This is a genomic window from Tepidanaerobacter syntrophicus (assembly GCF_001485475.2).
Classification (GTDB): Bacteria; Bacillota; Thermosediminibacteria; order Thermosediminibacterales; family Tepidanaerobacteraceae; genus Tepidanaerobacter; species Tepidanaerobacter syntrophicus.
This window is the reverse complement of sequence record NZ_DF976995.1, coordinates 1-16043: the sequence shown is the minus strand read 5'-3', so window position 1 is coordinate 16043 and position 16043 is coordinate 1. Positions and strand designations below refer to the sequence as shown.

Genomic DNA, 16043 nt, shown 5'->3' with positions numbered 1-16043 from the left:
TCTTTAATTATTTTCTAGTTTAAAACCTCTACTCTTGGGGTAAGCCCGATTTTGTCTAAAAGTTCTTCATAGTCTGCTGGAGTTAAGGATTTATAAGGTTTGTCAGAAAGAGACACAAGAACAGCTTCCATGACATTTGTCCCAAAAGATCTGCCATTTAGTTCAGGTGTTGTTGTAATCAGCATTTTTACACCGCTTTGAGTCAGCATCTTTACATCGTCCGATGTTACGGTATTTGTTAATATAATTTTGCCATCAAGCCTATCAGGCATATAGCGCTTTATAAAATGAAAGTCACCGGCAATAATATCTGCCTCATTATAAAAACGCTCATATTTTGAGGAACCGGCCTTTTTCTCTTGTTTTTCTCCTGTAGGATACAGCATGTTAAATGGAAGCTTGCATATAATAGGGGCTAAGATGCTCGCTAAAATATTCAAGCTTTTAAGGGATCTTACCGGAATAGGCACTCCTACTGTAAAAATAAGGTCTCCAAATGTCAGTTTGCACCCGGTTTTATCTAAAGCCTCTGCCATGCCAAACCTATCTAGGCCGCAGACTAAGAGTACTTTCTTACCTTCAAAATCCACGATTTTGTTTTCGGCAAGGTAGTTCACTACTCGGCGCTCAAGAGTATTTTTTAAACCCGAGCCGTCCACGATAGGAGATATTTTAGCCGCTTGAGCAATCGGCACTGCGTCTCTTATTGTAAATCGCTTATTGCCGATGCAAACATAAAGGTCTATTCCACCCATGCCGAAGGCGCTTACTTTGCCATCGTTTTCTTTTATGATTTCAATGGCTTTTTCTATGCTTCCGTCAGTTCCCACACGCTCTATTATGAATTTTTCTCCTAAAATTTCTGTCTCCACTTTATGATCTCTTTTGGAAGAACCTATGCTCACGCTCATAACATGCTTCATTTTAATCTTCCTTCTTTATGGTTTTTATAATTTCCTTTAGGTTTTCAGGATCTACATAAACATCTTCTGTTATAGGTGATTTACCGATATTTACAGGTATGACTTCTTTGTCTAAAAGTGCTTTAAAAAGTCGAAGCCTTTGATCTGAGCCGAATAAAATAACTACATCATATTGTCTTACCTGGTAGATGATTCCCATAACTTCATTTAGCAGCTCTATTCCGCTTTTTTCATACACAAAATCCCAGCGTTCTTTATCATTCATAATCAATGTAAAGTCTACGCCTTCCTGAGCTGCCATTTGTTTAAGTTCTTCTGTGTTTTTTATTGGAAATCCAACTATTGCTATGGTTTTCCCCTTTCTTATTTCTCCTAAGCTCTCCAAGCGAGATAAGAAGGTCCTGTCAGTGTTAAACTTTTTAGCTACATCCGCTTGAGAAACTCCTTGCTGTCGCAAAATCAGCATTTCTTGAATGGTATTTTCTATTCGGGATATGCTAATAAGCTTACCGCCAATCCTTATAAAATCCACAGCGGCACCTCCTTGTGCACACTTTTGTGCTCACATCATTTTATATCAACTCACAAAAAAAATCAAGAGAAAATAATTTTGGCTTTCTCTTGATTTACCAGCAAATACCTTTATTGATAGCCTTGTTGAGCTAATTTTGCAAAATAGTTATTTAGTATTTCTTTAATAGATGTAACATCTTTGCATTTTTGCAGAGTATTTTTAATGGGAGCGGAATGAGGCAAACCCTTTATATACCAAGCCAGATGTTTGCGCATTTCAAGTATGCCAAGTCTCAGGCCATGATATGATATGGCTTTGTCTAAATGCAGCATCATTATCTGAAGCCTTTCGTCTAAGGTGGGAGGGGAAAGCTTTTCTCCTGTTGCAAGAAAGTGCTTGATATCTCTAAAAATCCATGGATTCCCTAAAGCGCCGCGCCCTACCATTATTCCGTCACAACCGGTTTTAGAGAGCATGGAAAGTGCATCTTCAGCAGTAAATATATCTCCGTTTCCTATGACAGGTATACTCACTTTGTCCTTTACTTTTTTTATTATATCCCAATCTGCCTTACCTGAGTAAAACATTTCCCTTGTTCTGCCATGAACTATAATCATCGATGCACCACTTTCTTGCGCCATTTGTGAAAACTCAACTGCATTTACGCTCTCCTCGTCCCATCCTTTTCTAATCTTAACGGATACAGGTTTTGTGGAGGCTTCGGCAGTTGATTTTATTATGCTTGACGCAAGTTTAATATCTCTCATCAAGGCGCATCCATCACCGTTTTTAACTATTTTTGGAGTCGGACACCCCATATTTATATTTATAAAGTCAAAAGACATATGATCAATTTTTTTAACTGCTATTTTAAAATCTTCCGGATTGTTTCCAAAAAGCTGAACCCCTATTGGCTTTTCTTCTTCGTCTATTATAAATAGTTTTTTTGTTTTTAAATCATTATAAACAATCCCCCGAGTGCTAATCATCTCGGTTATCAGAACATCCGCACCTAATTTTTTGCATATAAGTCTAAAGGGCAAATCAGTAACGCCTGCCATAGGCGCTAAATAAAGCGGTACATCAAAATAACCTTTCTGCAATATCTCAAACCTCCAAATCTAACCTTGCCTTTAATCATAACCACCCGTTATACGGATGGCTTATTGTTTTGCTTGCTTGATGTGCTAAAGCCTATAATTACAAAAAGTTAAGGGAAAACCTGGGTTTTCCCTTAACTTTTAACAGTATTTTTTTCATAAAGTAAGTTTAATCCATCAAGGGTAAGCATCATGTCAACTCTGTCAATATTTCTTGCATTGCTGCATATCAAGGGGGCTAGGCCGCCTGTGGCAATAGTGCATATCGAACCACCGCCCATTTCTTCTTTCATCCTGTCTACAATATTTTCAACTAGGCCCACATATCCGTTGTATATTCCTGATTGTATGCTGGATGCCGTGTTTTTTCCGATTACTCTTTCGGGTTTTGCTATTTCTACCCTATACAATTTCGCAGCGCTTTTAAAAAGCGCCTCAGAAGATATACCTATTCCGGGAGCTATAGCGCCCCCAAGATAATCCCCTTCCGCTGTCAAGGCATCAAAAGTAGTTGCAGTGCCAAAATCTATAATTATAGCCGGTCCGCCATATTTATAAAGAGCGGCTACTGCATTGACAATGCGGTCGGCTCCTACTTCTTTCGGGTTTTCATATTTTATATTTATACCGCTTCTAATTCCCGGGCCAACTATTATGGGTGCAAATTCAAAATACTTTTTGCACATTTTTTCCAAGACAACAGTCAGTGACGGAACAACAGATGAAATGATTCCTCCCTCAATGCTGTTGCGATCCAAATCTTTTAAATGCAGCAGTGAAGTAAAAACAAGACTGTATTCATCTTCTGTATAATCATGATGTGTAGCCATCCTGTATGATACCAAAAGACTGCCGCTGTGATAAATTCCAAAAACCAGGTTTGTATTTCCTACGTCAATTGCAAGGATCATAAGTTCACCTTCTGCTTTTTCGCATAGCTTTACAAATTATTACAGTAATAACTACGGCAACGATCATCTCAGGTATACCATGAGTCAGCACCACTATCCATGCTGCCGGTGCAGGCACATAGCCTCTTAGCACAGCTAAGCCCATAACGCCTAAGGTGTTGGTCATGCTCCCGAAGGCTGCAGCCAATCCATCGCTATGGGTAAGGCGATATACCTGATATGTCACTACGCCGATTAGGATTCTAGGCACTAAGGCTATCAAAGGGTCTGCAAAAAGCGGACTGCTTGCCCTTAAAAGACTGTAAAGGCCAAAAATTAAGCCTGTTAAGGCTCCCGTTGTTGGTCCCTCCAAAACAGCGCCTAAAATTGCCGGTACATGCATTATCGTGGCATGGCCTGCCGCTGTAGGAACCGGTATAAAGCCTAAGGGCGTCAAGCCCAACACTACCGATAAAGCTCCAAGCAAGCCTGATACCGTCAATGTTCGCGTGTATCGGCGATTCACTGTAAAATCAGTTTTCATGTTTTCACCTCCGTTCCAGCTCCTTTTAGGATGCCGGACGTTTTTGAGTTGACTTAATGCACCCTAATTTTATCAATCCTATAGGCAAAAAGCAACATTTATTTCATGGATTTTTGCTTTCTTGTCCTGTAGCCAAAAACAGAAAGGGCTATTATCGTAATAATATAAGGAATTGTCATCGTCAGCTGGCTGGGAATTATATTTTGCAGGGAAACACTCAAGGTTTGAGCAGCACCAAACAATAGGCTTGAGCCTATCACATACAAAGGATGGTTTTGCCCCATTCCGGCAGCAGCCATTGCTATAAAGCCCCGGCCGGCTGTCATGTTTTCTGTAAAGAGAGTTACTTGCCCCATGCTAAGCACACTGCCCCCAAGCCCTGATAATGCTCCGGAAAATGCAACTGCCGCCATCCTGATTTTAAGTGTATTTACTCCAAGGCTCTCTGCCGCTTCTTTATTGATTCCAATAGAATGAACCCTAAAACCGGCAACTGTTTTGAAAAGAAAAATATACATCAATATCGCTATTACATAAGAAATATAATCAACAACAGTCAAATCTGCCAAAACTCTGCCGATAAAAGGCAATGCTCTTATAAAAGATATATTCATCTTGCCTAGAGGTATCAAATCCGGACTACTGAAGCTTCCTCTTACTCCTAAAATCACAAAAAGCAATATACTTGTAAGGCCTGCGACTAAAAGATTAAGCGAGTTACCCACTACCATATCGGCAGCTTGGTATTTAACTTGAACAACAGCTACGATAGCACCGATAATTGTACCAGATATTATCCCTGCAATAATGGCAAGCAAGACACTACCGGTTAAATAATTTACAACTATTGAAGTAAATGAAGCTATAAGCATCTGGCCTTCAAGAGCAATATTAAATACACCTACCTGGCTACATATTGCAGATCCCAGTGCTACAAGTAAAACAGGCGTAGTGGATCTGAGCGTAGAATTTATAAGGCTTGCTATGTAATTAGAGTCCACCCTAATCCGCCTCCTTGTCGGCGCCTGTTTTGGCGTGCCTTTTCCATTTTATAAAATCAAAGGTAAGCTTAACTGACACAAAAAGTGTTATGCATGATTGGATAACCGTAGCCATTTGATAAGGGATATTAGAGGTGCGCTGAATGGATTGACCGCCCACTTGTAATCCTGCAAGAAATGTAGAAGCAAAAAACATGCCTACAGGATCAAGATTTGCTATCAGCGCGGCCATAAGACCTGTCCATGCATAACCTCCGCTTACAAACATAGAATCAATGTAGCGATACTTTACTCCAAAAATCTCGCATATACCAGCCACTGCCGCAATAGCACCGCTTAACGCCATTGTCTTGAGCGTGACTTGTCTCTGGTTTACGCCTCCGTAGTGAGCAAAAATAGGGTTTAATCCTGTCATTTTCGATTCATAACCGAATACAGCCCTTTGGGAAATAAAAATAAATAAGAGCGTAATTCCGACAGCAATAAGAAATCCTATATTAAGAGTGCTCCTGCTGGAAAGCTTAAGAAAATGAAGGCTTTTATCTATGACCGCCGTCTGAGCCGCAATAGGATCTCCATGGGGATCTTTTAGGGGAAAATTTACAAAATAACTGGCAATATAATTTGCGATATAATTCATCATAAGAGTGCATATAACAATCGATGTGCCAAATCTTAAATTCAGGGCGGCTGCAATTGTGGAATAAAGCGCCCCTGCTATCATTCCCAATAATATTGAAACTGTCAGCACAAATATAGGAGGACCTGATAAATAAAGTGCGCATGCGGTGGCTGTAAAAGAACCTATGATCATCTGTCCTTCTACCCCTATATTTATATTTCCCGCTCTCCATGCCGCTGCTGTGGCTATAGCGCAAATTATTACAGGTGTTGCTCGTGTCAAGGTTTGCATTAAATAATAGGGCTCAAGAAATGATTTTCTAAACATTTGATTATATATATTAATGGGGTTTTCACCTGTTGTCAAAATTAATACTGCTCCGATTAGTAGCCCAAAAACCGTTGCTATTATAGGCTGTTTTAAGGCATTCCATGCTTTTAGGCAAATTTTTATAAAGCTCTTTTGAGTATCGTTATTCATTTAATTTGCCTCCCATCATTAACAGCCCCAGTTTTTCAGAAGTTGCTTCTTCTCTAGTAAATTCGCCGTTTGTATTGCCGCCGTACATAACATATATTCTGTCGGAAAGTGATAAAATCTCTGTAAGCTCTGAAGAAATAAGCAGCACCGCGCCGCCTTTTGATCTTACTTCCAGTATTTTGTCATGTATAAACTCCATAGCACCTATATCCACACCGCGAGTAGGTTCTGCCGCAACCAAAAATTTATTCCCATGCTCTATTTCTCTTGCAACTATAAGCTTTTGAATATTCCCGCCTGATAATTCTTTTGCCTTTTGGGTTAAGCTGCTGTGCCTTACATCATATTTTGTAAGCAGATTCCGTGTAAATTTTCTAATCTCTGTAGTTTTCAAAATTCCTTTTTGTGAGTATGCAGGCTTGATATGATGGCCCATTATAGCAACTTCTACTAAATTGGCATCTTTAGCGCATCCCATGTAATACCTGTCTTCAGGTATATGCGATAGCCCCGAATACCTTACTTCCCAGACAGGCCTGCCTGTAATATCTTTGCCATCGAGCAAAATTTTACCGCCGGTAGGAGCGATCATACCTGTTATACACTGAATTAACTCTGATTGCCCGTTGCCGGATACTCCGGCTATTCCCACTATTTCGCCTTCGTCTACATGAATATTAACCCCTTTTAAAACATTTTTCTTCTCAGGAGTTACATATGTAAGATTTTCTATTTTTAAAACATTTTTACCCGATTTTTGTTTTTCAACTTTTCTCGCAGCAAGTCTTCTTCCCACCATCAGATACGAAAGTTCTTCAATACTCGTTTCTGTCTTTTTAACCTCAGCGATGCGCTTGCCCTCTCTCATGACCATAATTCTATCTGCAACGTCCATAACCTCTTGAAGTTTATGTGTTATTAGTATTATGCTCTTGCCCAATGCTGCAAGTCCTTTTATAGTCTTTAAAAGTTCGTCTACTTCTTGCGGGGTTAATACCGCTGAAGGCTCATCGAGAATAATGATTTCAGCATCTTTGTATAAAACCTTTAAAATCTCCACTCTTTGTTGAAGACCTACGGGGCAATCCTCCACCTTAAGTTCAGGGTCTATTTCAAGGCCGTACTTTCTGCACAATTCCCTTACAATTTCAGCCGCTTTTCTCCTATCAAAAAAAATTCTGTGGCTTCGCGGCTCTTTACCGTACACGATGTTTTCAGCCACAGTAAAAGGATTAAAAAGCATAAAATTTTGCTGCACCATCCCTATTCCTTGTCGTATAGCATCCATCGGGCTTTTGAAATCGCAAAGCTTATCATTTATGTATATTTCTCCACTGGTTGGCATTTCAAGTCCATAAAGAATCTTCATTAATGTAGATTTACCTGCTCCATTTTCGCCAACAATTGCGAGAATTTCACCTTTATCTAACGTTAAGCTCACATTATCATTTGCTAAAAGAGAGCCATATAACTTAGTGATATTTTCCATTCTTAGAAGCAACTCAATGCACCCCTATAATCTATAAAACTTCCAAGGAGGTCTTTGAAAACAATCCTAGGTTTATTTCAAAAACGGCCCAAAGTTCTTAATAGAGGCGGCAAGCCGCCCCTATTAATTAATACTATAAAACCATATCTACTTATAATCCTCTTCAGCAGGCATATTTGCCAAATCCAGCTTGCCTGTTTTTATATCCTCAGCAGCCTGTTTTACTTTGTTAAGCTCTTCAGCTGTTAAGCTTTCAGGTATAGGACCCTTACCTTCGTGAGTTACATGGACAGCTCCAATTGTGCCTTCTTTTACACCCCAGGTTTCATTGTCTGTTGTCCACTCTTCTGTCATATATTTTTGCACAAGATATTTTACGGTAGCATATGTGTCTTTTATCTGAGATGTTACGATATAGGGATTGTCAGGGGTTGTTAAATCAACATCTTGACCCGAGGTATAAAATCCCTTTTCTTTTGCCGCTTCAAAAATCCCCTTGTCTCCGCCTGCCGAGGCTCCGTTGATAAACTTACAGCCTTGTTCATACTGCTGAATAGCAAATTCCTTTGCTTTTGCCGGATCGTTAAAGTTTCCCGTGTAATTAAAGATAAATTTTGCATCGGGCTTAATGGCCTTTACGCCTTCCATATAACCATAGCGCCACTTCCATGAACCTGCTCCCTGGTTAACATGTATCGAGCCGAACAATTTGTCATTCTCATCTGTAACATAAGCTGCAATCATGCCTACAAGATATGCGCCTTCTTGCTCTCTATAAGAGATGCATTTGACGTTCTCTGCTTCTACTTCAGCATCTATTAATGCATAGTCTGCAGCATCCGGAAATTCCGTAGCCACCTTATTGATAGCATCCCCGGCCTGCCAGCCGCCGCCGATAATTAGATCCACGCCTTCTTCAATTAAGGCGCGTGCATTGTCTTCAAATGCCGCAGCATCGGCGCATTCGGTAACAATAGGCTCAAATCCGTATTCTTGAGCACTATCCTTTAATCCATTTATCATGCTTAAAACAAAAACCTGAGTACCTGCCACATCACATAAAAGAGCTATCTTTTTCTTTGGAGCCTGTTCGTCCTCCGCAGGTGTTTTGCTTTCAGATGTGCCGCCGCCTCCACCGCCGCATCCGGTCAGCAAACCAACCATCATAACAATCGTTAACAACAAAGCAAGAATTTTTTTCATAATGACCCTCCTTTTTTACTTTCATTCACTTCATAACTATAACTTTATCTGATTAGTTCTTCTTGTCAACTGCTACAATTCCTTAGTTTTTGCATTTAATGTAGAAATTGACTTTAGGCAGCATAATTTTACTTGGCACCGTAATAAATTGTGACTCAACAAAATGTATCCTGCACTTGAATAATTCAACCTCAAAACGAAAAATCCTTCTTGCTAAAAAAATAAAAACCAGCCCCTGCCTCAAAAGATATTGAGTGGAGCTGGTTTGTTATTTTGGACAAAAGATTTAGAATTGCTTCAAGCTATATTTCTTTTATATAAACCGCTCTAAGCAAGACATCCAGCTTTAAAGCGTCATTGAAATCAGACGGGTCAAGACCGGTAAGCTCTTTTATTTTTTCAAGTCTTGAGCTTACCGTATTTCGTGTAACATTGAGGGTTTTAGCTGTTTTAGAGATATTTAAATTAGATGAAAAATAGGTTTTTAAAGTCGTAGTCAACTTCGTATCTTTTAAAAAAGTCTTAGCCTCGCCTTTAGAAACTACCTGGTCAATATATGTATCTATAATTTCTTCGGGCACAGCTGAAAGCATCATTTCAAGGGCAATATCTGATGCAAAAATGAGTTCCGGGAGCGTTTGAGAACCTTTTAAAATTTTTTCTTGTAATTGAAGTGCTTTCACCGCCTCTTTATATGATTTACGTATTCCGGAAAGGCCCGGATAGTACGAGCCCACTCCAATAGAAAACGTGGCCGAATATTTGCTAAGGTTGCGTTTTAAAATTTCTGCGGTTTTACTAAGCTCTTCCTTTATAAATTCAGGGTCTGTTTCATCAGTCGCATAAAGGACGATATAATTATTGCTGCCATTGTGGCTTACCATATGCTGGGGATTGTTAAAAACGTTTTTTATGCAAGCAAGTATTTTTTCTTGTATTTCTTGAGATGCCAACTTTTTGTGTCCTGTATTAATGCTTTCTTTTATCTTTACTGCAAGTGCGATCCGATAAATAGTCATGTCAAAACCGAAAACTTGTCCTTTAGTCAAAAACGCATTTATGTCTTGAATGTTGCCGTTTATGATGTCGTTTACGTAAAGTTCCTTTGCGTTTTGTTCCATACGAAGCTGTTCTGATAAAAATATTTGATTTAGCATTGTTTCAACTGAAATTTTTAGCAGTTGTCCAAACGGCCTTACTTCATCAGGTTCCCCGGTAATTCCAACAACTCCTACGATTCTATCATTAAGGTAAACCGGAAGGTTAACGCCCGGTTTTACACCTTCCAGTTTTTCAGCTTGCTCAGACGTTATTTCCATACTTTTCCCTGTTTTTATAACTTCTGCCGCGCCTTCATGGTAGGTATCTATTCGGGATTTATCTCCACTTCCCACAATTATGCCCAAACTGTTCATAATATTTATATTTTTACCAAGTAGATCTTTAGTTTTTTCAACTATGCTCTGGGCATATTCATGGGTTATTTCCAAAATAATACCCTCCCAGCCTCAACTATTCTATTAATATTATTCTCTACCTACATTTAATTATCCTCTTTATTTATTTCAAGTTTTCCTATTTCGTTTAATCATCTTATTTATTTACTACATTAACAGGCCGACCTTCCAAGAAAGCTCTTAAGTTCTCTACTGCAATATCCATTAATCTCTGGCGTGATTCTTTTGGCGCCCAAGCAATATGCGGCGTGATAAATATATTCTTTGCTTTAAGCAGGGGATTATCTTCTTCGATAGGCTCTTTTGATACAACATCTAACCCTGCAGCATATACCTTGCCTTGATTTAATGCTTCTGCTAAATCTTCTTCAACTATAAGCTGACCTCTCGCTGTGTTTATTATAATCACGCTGTCTTTCATCTTGGCTATTGTACTCTTATTTATTATACCTTTGTTTTCTTCTGTTAGTGGACAGTGTAAACTTATTACATCTGAATTTTTAAGAAGTTCATCTAAGTCAACATACTTCATGGTTTCGGACTCAAGATCTTTATTTTGATATTTATCATACGCAAGTACTTTCATACCAAATGCTTGAGCTATTTTTCCTACCGCTTGCCCTATTCTTCCATACCCAATTACACCCATGTTTTTATCCGCTAGTTCAATGAGGGGATATTTCCAAAAACACCAATCCGGATTATTGGTCCACTCTCCGGCTTTAACAGCTTCGCTATGCGCGGCCACATGGTGACATATCTCCAATATATGTGCAAATACCATCTGAGCTACTGATGCTGTCCCGTATGTTGGTATATTAGTAACTGGTATACCTTTTTCTTTTGCGGCATTAATATCAACTACATCATAACCTGTAGCAAGAACTCCAATATATTTAATATTTGTTTTTTCTAAAACTTCTCTTGTTATCGGCACTTTATTTGTAAATACTATTTCTGCATTACCTATTCTTTCTATGATTTTATCGTTGGGTGTCCGATCATATACTGTTAAGTCACCTAACTTTTTAAGATCTTCCCATGATAAATCACCAGGGTTTAACGTATATCCATCTAAAACTACTATTTTCATCTTATCCTCCTCGTATAATATATCGTTCTGTAAACTTAAATGAAAATTTAATATAGACCAGACTATGCAAAATCTTGAGAAGTTATATAAAATAGATATAAACTAATTCTGTAAACAGTTAATCTCGTATCTATCGTCCTAACCCAAGCCCAACAAATAACAATCTGAACAAATTCTCTGATGTCTTATACAGTAATTCCTCCCCCCTTTCCATTGCTTCCTTAAGGTCCATTGGTTTGTTCACTATACTGAACATCGCTGAAATCCCATATTCATATAATTGCTCATAACCTTCAAGGAGAGAGCCGGAAACACATATTACCGGCTTATTATATTCTTTTGCCACTTGCGCTACTCCAAAGGGAACTTTGCCAAATTTTGTTTGATAGTCGGTAGAACCTTCGCCTGTAAAAATAATATTTGCATCTTTTACTTTTTCCTTAAAATTTGAAAGCTCCATTACAATTTCTATCCCGGGTCTTAGTTGTGCATCTAAAAACGCCATCAAAGCTGCTCCCAAGCCCCCTGCAGCTCCTGCTCCCGGCAAGTCTTTTATATCCTTGCCAAGATCTCTTTTTATTATTTTTGCAAGATGATCGAGGTTTTTGTCAAGGATTTCTATCATTTCAGGTGTTGCGCCTTTTTGCGGGCCATAGATAGCAGAAGCTCCTTCAGGACCGCATAACGGGTTTTTTACATCTGAGGCAATAGTGAATTTTGCATTCTTTACCCTGCCATCCAGATTAGAAATATCAATTTTATAGATTTTAGATAGCTCTCCGCCTCCAAAACCTATTTGTTTGCCTTCTTTATCCAAGAACTCTACTCCAATGGCCTGAGCCATCCCTACTCCGCCGTCATTTGTGGCGCTGCCTCCAATACCAATTATTATATTTTCGCAGCCCATATCCAGTGCCGCTTTTATCAATTGGCCGGTGCCGTAGCTTGTAGTTTTTAAAGGATTGCGTTCTTCCTCTTTTAAAAAGTTAAGTCCTGATGCCGCTGCCATTTCAATAACCGCTGTATTATCAGGTAATACGCCAAAAAAAGAATCTATGGGTCTTCCAAGAGGGTCTAAGGCTTTTGTAGGAATTATTTTACCTCCTACCGCACTTATAATAGCTTCTACCGTGCCTTCTCCTCCATCTGCCATTGGCACTTTTGCAACTTCTACATTCTCGCTGTAGGCTAAAGCCGCCTTTTTTATTCCGCGTTCTATTGCTTCAGCTGCTTGTATGGAACTTAGACTTCCTTTGAATGAATCGGGAGCTATAATTACTTTCATAAAAGCACCTGCATTCTTTAGTATTTTATGTATAAGTATAATAATACAATATCAAAGTTTCTAACAACTGCATATGGACAAAATGCTCATGTTTAATAATTAGCTTATCGTTATTTTAAGCAAAATGATTAGTTACTATAAATACAGGAAAATGCTTTTACGAAAAAAGCACCCGCTTAACCTGTAAACGGGTGCCAATTTCTATTTCTTATGCATTTATTTTAGCTCAGAATATTATATTAAATCTTTATTATCTATGTGGTCCATATCATCAAAAGCTTGATTTTCGCCTACCATCCCCCATATGAAAGTATACTTTTGGGTTCCGACGCCTGAATGAATAGACCAAGGTGGTGAAATTACGGCTTCTTCATTTCTCATTATAATGTGTCTGGTTTCATGAGGTTCTCCCATCATATGAAATACCAATGCATCATCGGTCATATCAAAATAAAGGTATACTTCCATTCTGCGATCATGTGTATGGCAAGGCATTGTATTCCACACGCTACCCTCTTTAAGCATTGTCATGCCCATAGACAGCTGGCAGGAATTACACACATTCGGATGTATGTACTGATATATGGTTCGTTCGTTTAGCTCCTCTTTCGAACCTAGCGTAACTGGATTTGCCTTGCTAATATTTATTTTAACTGTTGGGTATGTTTTATGTGCCGGCGCAGAATTTATATAGAACTTTGCAGGTTTATTTTTATCTATTGACTTAAAAACTATATCTTTTGTTCCCTTGCCTACATAAAGTCCATCTCTCGGTTCCATCTCATAATCTTTTCCATCAAGAGAAACAACACCTTTTTCTCCAATATTAATGACTCCAAGCTCTCTTCTTTCAAGAAAGTATTCTGCTCCTATTTCTTTTCCTGCTTCTAGCTTTAACTCTCTTTCGGCAGGACAAACTGAACCTGCAATTATCCTGTCAAAATGAGAATATACTAATCTAATTTCATCTTTCTTAAAAAGCCCGCTAATATGATACTCCTCTCTAAGCCTTGCAGTATCATAACTTCTTGCATCTTTGTTACTTGAAGCGTATCTAACATCAAACATTTAATAAGACCTCCAATATAATTTTATTATCTTGCCAGCCATCCTCCGTCTACACACAATATGTGTCCGGTTACGTAGTCTGACGCTTCCGAGGCAAGGTAAACCACAGCTCCTTTTAAATCTTCGGGAAGTCCCCATCTTCCTTCCGGTATTCTGTCAAGAATAGACTTATTTCTCTCATCATCTTTTCTAAGAGGTTCAGTATTGTTGGTGGCCATATAACCCGGTGCAATGGCATTTACATTTATGTTATATTTAGCCCACTCATTTGCCAATGTTTTTGTCAAAGAAGCAACTCCCCCTTTGCTGGCAGCATAAGACGGCACCAGTATGCCCCCTTGAAATGAGAGCATTGAAGCAATGTTGATTATCTTACCTCCATTATTTTTTATCATTTCTCTTGCAACGGCTTGACTGAAGAAAAAAACCGCCTTAAGATTCACATTTATTACATCGTCCCAGTCTTTTTCTGTAAATTCAATAGAAGGAGCTCGACGTATTATGCCGGCATTATTCACTAATATGTCTATCTTGCCGAATTCATCCAACGTTCTTTTGACTATTTCCGGTATTACATTTGTATTCGAAAGATCAGCTTCAATAGGCAGGCATCTTCTGCCTAATTTTCTAATCTCTTCCTCGGTCTCCAGCATCGGCGATCGGTTTACAATCACCAGGTCTGCTCCGGCTTCCGCAAGTCCTACAGCCATTCCTTTGCCTAACCCCGTCCTGGCGCCGGTTACTATGGCCGTCTTTCCCGATAAAGCAAATTTTTCCAGTATCATTTGAATGCCTCCTGCTTTGCGGAACATTTGACTTTACTGTATTTTTATTCTATTATTTAAATAGAATATTTCAGTAAGTAAAAATGTTCTCATGTTGTTTTATTGAATAAAACGATGTTTTGCTTTTACTTATACTATTCTACACAAACATCAGGAATCCTGCCTGTAATATAAATATTCGATTGAACATCTTGCGCTTTTTTGTGTATTGAACTGAATTAGACAAAAAGTTGACACGATTTATATGAACAAGTAACATATAAATAATAAATTAGACTTTATGGATGTGATATTGTGGATAAAGAAAAAAACCTGCTAAGGTCTTGTCTTCGCACTTTAGAGATACTCGAGGCGCTGTCTTGCGGCAAAGAGCTTGGCGTAACTGAAATCGGCAAATATACTAATCTTCATAAAAGTACGGTTTATCGCTTTCTTGATACATTGGAACACAAAGGGTATGTCACCCAAAATCCTGAAACCGGAAAGTACAAACTTAGTTTCAAAATACTTAATTTAGGATTTAATCTTATCTCAAATATGGATATAAGGACAGTTGCCAGGCCTTTTATGGAGGACCTTGCAAGGAAAACCGGTGAAACAGTCTACCTTACAATGATCGATGCGGGACAGATAATATATATTGACAAAGTTAACTTTACGGAAAATCTTCAGACATTCCACAAGGTTGGTGACAAAAACTTTGTCCATTGTACTGCATCAGGAAAAGCGCAAGCAGCCTTTCTGCCCGAGGAAGAGTTTGATTATATTATCCAAAAATGGGGGCTGCCAAAGCAGACAAAAAATACTATAACTGACATAGATGTTTTGAAAAAACAATTAGATAAAGTTAAAGCCCTTGGTTATGCCATTGACAATAGAGAGTCAGAGGATGATGTTATGTGTGTGGCATCTCCAATATTTGATTATACGGGCAATGTAGTGGCAAGTTTGAGTATATCAGGGCCGATTACACGGATAAACTTAGAAAAAATAAACCGAGATTACTCACAATTAATATTAAAAGCAGCAGCTGATATTTCTAGAGAATTAGGTTGTTTAGATCCTCGCAAATATATTAGAAAATAACATCTTTACAAATTAATACAGTAAAAAAATCTCCCGGTTGTAAATCTTTGACAGGGAGATTTTTTTAGATATAGAATCATATCCAAAAAACTAATATTTATAAAGAGTAAGTAAAGAAATTCAATTCACAATCAGTTGACAATTTCGATATACTCGTATATACTAGTGTCAGAAAGTATAAAGTTTTATAACTGGTTTAAATCGGCATAGGAAAGGATGGTGTGAAGAAAATATCAATAATTTTCTCATTACTGTGGGGTGTTCCAAAAAAACTGTAAAGGGGGAAGGTAAAGTGCTTGATGAACTTTTCAACAAAATAGTAGATATGGATGAAGAAGGTGCAGTAAGTCTTGCTAAAGAGTATCTTGAAAAAGGTGGAGATGCTCAAAAACTTCTAGATGTATGCAGAGATGCTATGGCTGTTGTAGGAGATAAGTTTGAAAAAGGCGAGTATTTTCTTTCAGAGCTTCTCTTGGGAGGAGAAATATTTAAAGGCATAATGG

16 protein-coding genes are annotated in these 16043 nt (G+C 38.4%); 2 read left to right on the top strand and 14 right to left on the bottom strand.

Annotation, left to right across the window (positions count from 1 at the left end; all coding sequences use genetic code 11):
- Positions 1-14: 14 nt before the first annotated feature.
- From TSYNT_RS00080 to kduD, 14 genes are all read right to left on the bottom strand, one after another.
- Positions 15-923, bottom strand: coding sequence for a hypothetical protein (locus TSYNT_RS00080; protein WP_059031048.1), 909 nt, complete (start codon positions 921-923; stop codon positions 15-17).
- Between the two features lies 1 nt (position 924).
- Positions 925-1455 (bottom strand): hypothetical protein, encoded by a 531-nt coding sequence (locus TSYNT_RS00075; RefSeq protein ID WP_059031046.1) that lies wholly within the window; start codon positions 1453-1455, stop codon positions 925-927.
- 110 nt (positions 1456-1565) lie between these two features.
- Entirely contained in the window at positions 1566-2540 is a 975-nt protein-coding gene (gene dusB, locus TSYNT_RS00070; protein WP_059031044.1) for a tRNA dihydrouridine synthase DusB, read from the bottom strand.
- 131 nt (positions 2541-2671) lie between these two features.
- On the bottom strand, positions 2672-3448 hold the full coding sequence (locus tag TSYNT_RS00065) for a type III pantothenate kinase (protein WP_059031042.1): 777 nt from the start codon (positions 3446-3448) through the stop codon (positions 2672-2674).
- A 4-nt stretch (positions 3449-3452) separates the two neighbouring features.
- A complete protein-coding gene (locus tag TSYNT_RS00060; RefSeq protein ID WP_059031040.1) occupies positions 3453-3971 on the bottom strand; it encodes an ECF transporter S component in 519 nt (172 codons plus the stop codon).
- A gap of 98 nt (positions 3972-4069) precedes the next feature.
- On the bottom strand, positions 4070-4972 hold the full coding sequence (locus TSYNT_RS00055) for an ABC transporter permease (protein ID WP_059031038.1): 903 nt from the start codon (positions 4970-4972) through the stop codon (positions 4070-4072).
- A 1-nt stretch (position 4973) separates the two neighbouring features.
- Positions 4974-6074 (bottom strand): ABC transporter permease, encoded by a 1101-nt coding sequence (locus TSYNT_RS00050; RefSeq protein ID WP_059031035.1) that lies wholly within the window; start codon positions 6072-6074, stop codon positions 4974-4976.
- On the bottom strand, positions 6067-7575 hold the full coding sequence (locus tag TSYNT_RS00045; RefSeq protein ID WP_059031034.1) for an ABC transporter ATP-binding protein: 1509 nt from the start codon (positions 7573-7575) through the stop codon (positions 6067-6069). The genes TSYNT_RS00050 and TSYNT_RS00045 overlap by 8 nt, the downstream gene beginning before the upstream one ends.
- A 135-nt stretch (positions 7576-7710) precedes the next feature.
- The gene (locus tag TSYNT_RS00040; protein WP_059031031.1) at positions 7711-8766 is read right to left on the bottom strand and encodes a BMP family protein; all 1056 of its coding nucleotides are present in this window, start codon (positions 8764-8766) and stop codon (positions 7711-7713) included.
- 302 nt (positions 8767-9068) lie between these two features.
- Positions 9069-10256, bottom strand: a complete 1188-nt coding sequence (locus tag TSYNT_RS00035; protein ID WP_059031029.1) for a CdaR family transcriptional regulator — start codon at positions 10254-10256, stop codon at positions 9069-9071.
- 103 nt (positions 10257-10359) lie between these two features.
- Positions 10360-11316: a D-2-hydroxyacid dehydrogenase gene (locus tag TSYNT_RS00030; protein ID WP_059031027.1), complete on the bottom strand. Its 957-nt coding sequence runs from the start codon at positions 11314-11316 to the stop codon at positions 10360-10362.
- Positions 11317-11446: 130 nt separating this feature from the next.
- A complete protein-coding gene (locus TSYNT_RS00025) occupies positions 11447-12601 on the bottom strand; it encodes a glycerate kinase (protein WP_059031025.1) in 1155 nt (384 codons plus the stop codon).
- 234 nt (positions 12602-12835) lie between these two features.
- Complete coding sequence (gene kduI / locus TSYNT_RS00020) at positions 12836-13669, bottom strand: 5-dehydro-4-deoxy-D-glucuronate isomerase (protein ID WP_059031024.1); 834 nt, start codon at positions 13667-13669, stop codon at positions 12836-12838.
- A 26-nt stretch (positions 13670-13695) separates the two neighbouring features.
- The gene (gene kduD / locus TSYNT_RS00015; RefSeq protein ID WP_059031021.1) at positions 13696-14454 is read right to left on the bottom strand and encodes a 2-dehydro-3-deoxy-D-gluconate 5-dehydrogenase KduD; all 759 of its coding nucleotides are present in this window, start codon (positions 14452-14454) and stop codon (positions 13696-13698) included.
- Between the two features lie 294 nt (positions 14455-14748).
- On the opposite strand from kduD, the gene TSYNT_RS00010 reads away from it, so the two are divergent.
- Positions 14749-15540, top strand: coding sequence for an IclR family transcriptional regulator (locus TSYNT_RS00010; RefSeq protein WP_059031019.1), 792 nt, complete (start codon positions 14749-14751; stop codon positions 15538-15540).
- Between the two features lie 292 nt (positions 15541-15832).
- Positions 15833-16043 (top strand): B12-binding domain-containing protein (locus TSYNT_RS00005; RefSeq protein ID WP_174221059.1); only part of this gene is annotated, 211 nt, incomplete at its 3' end.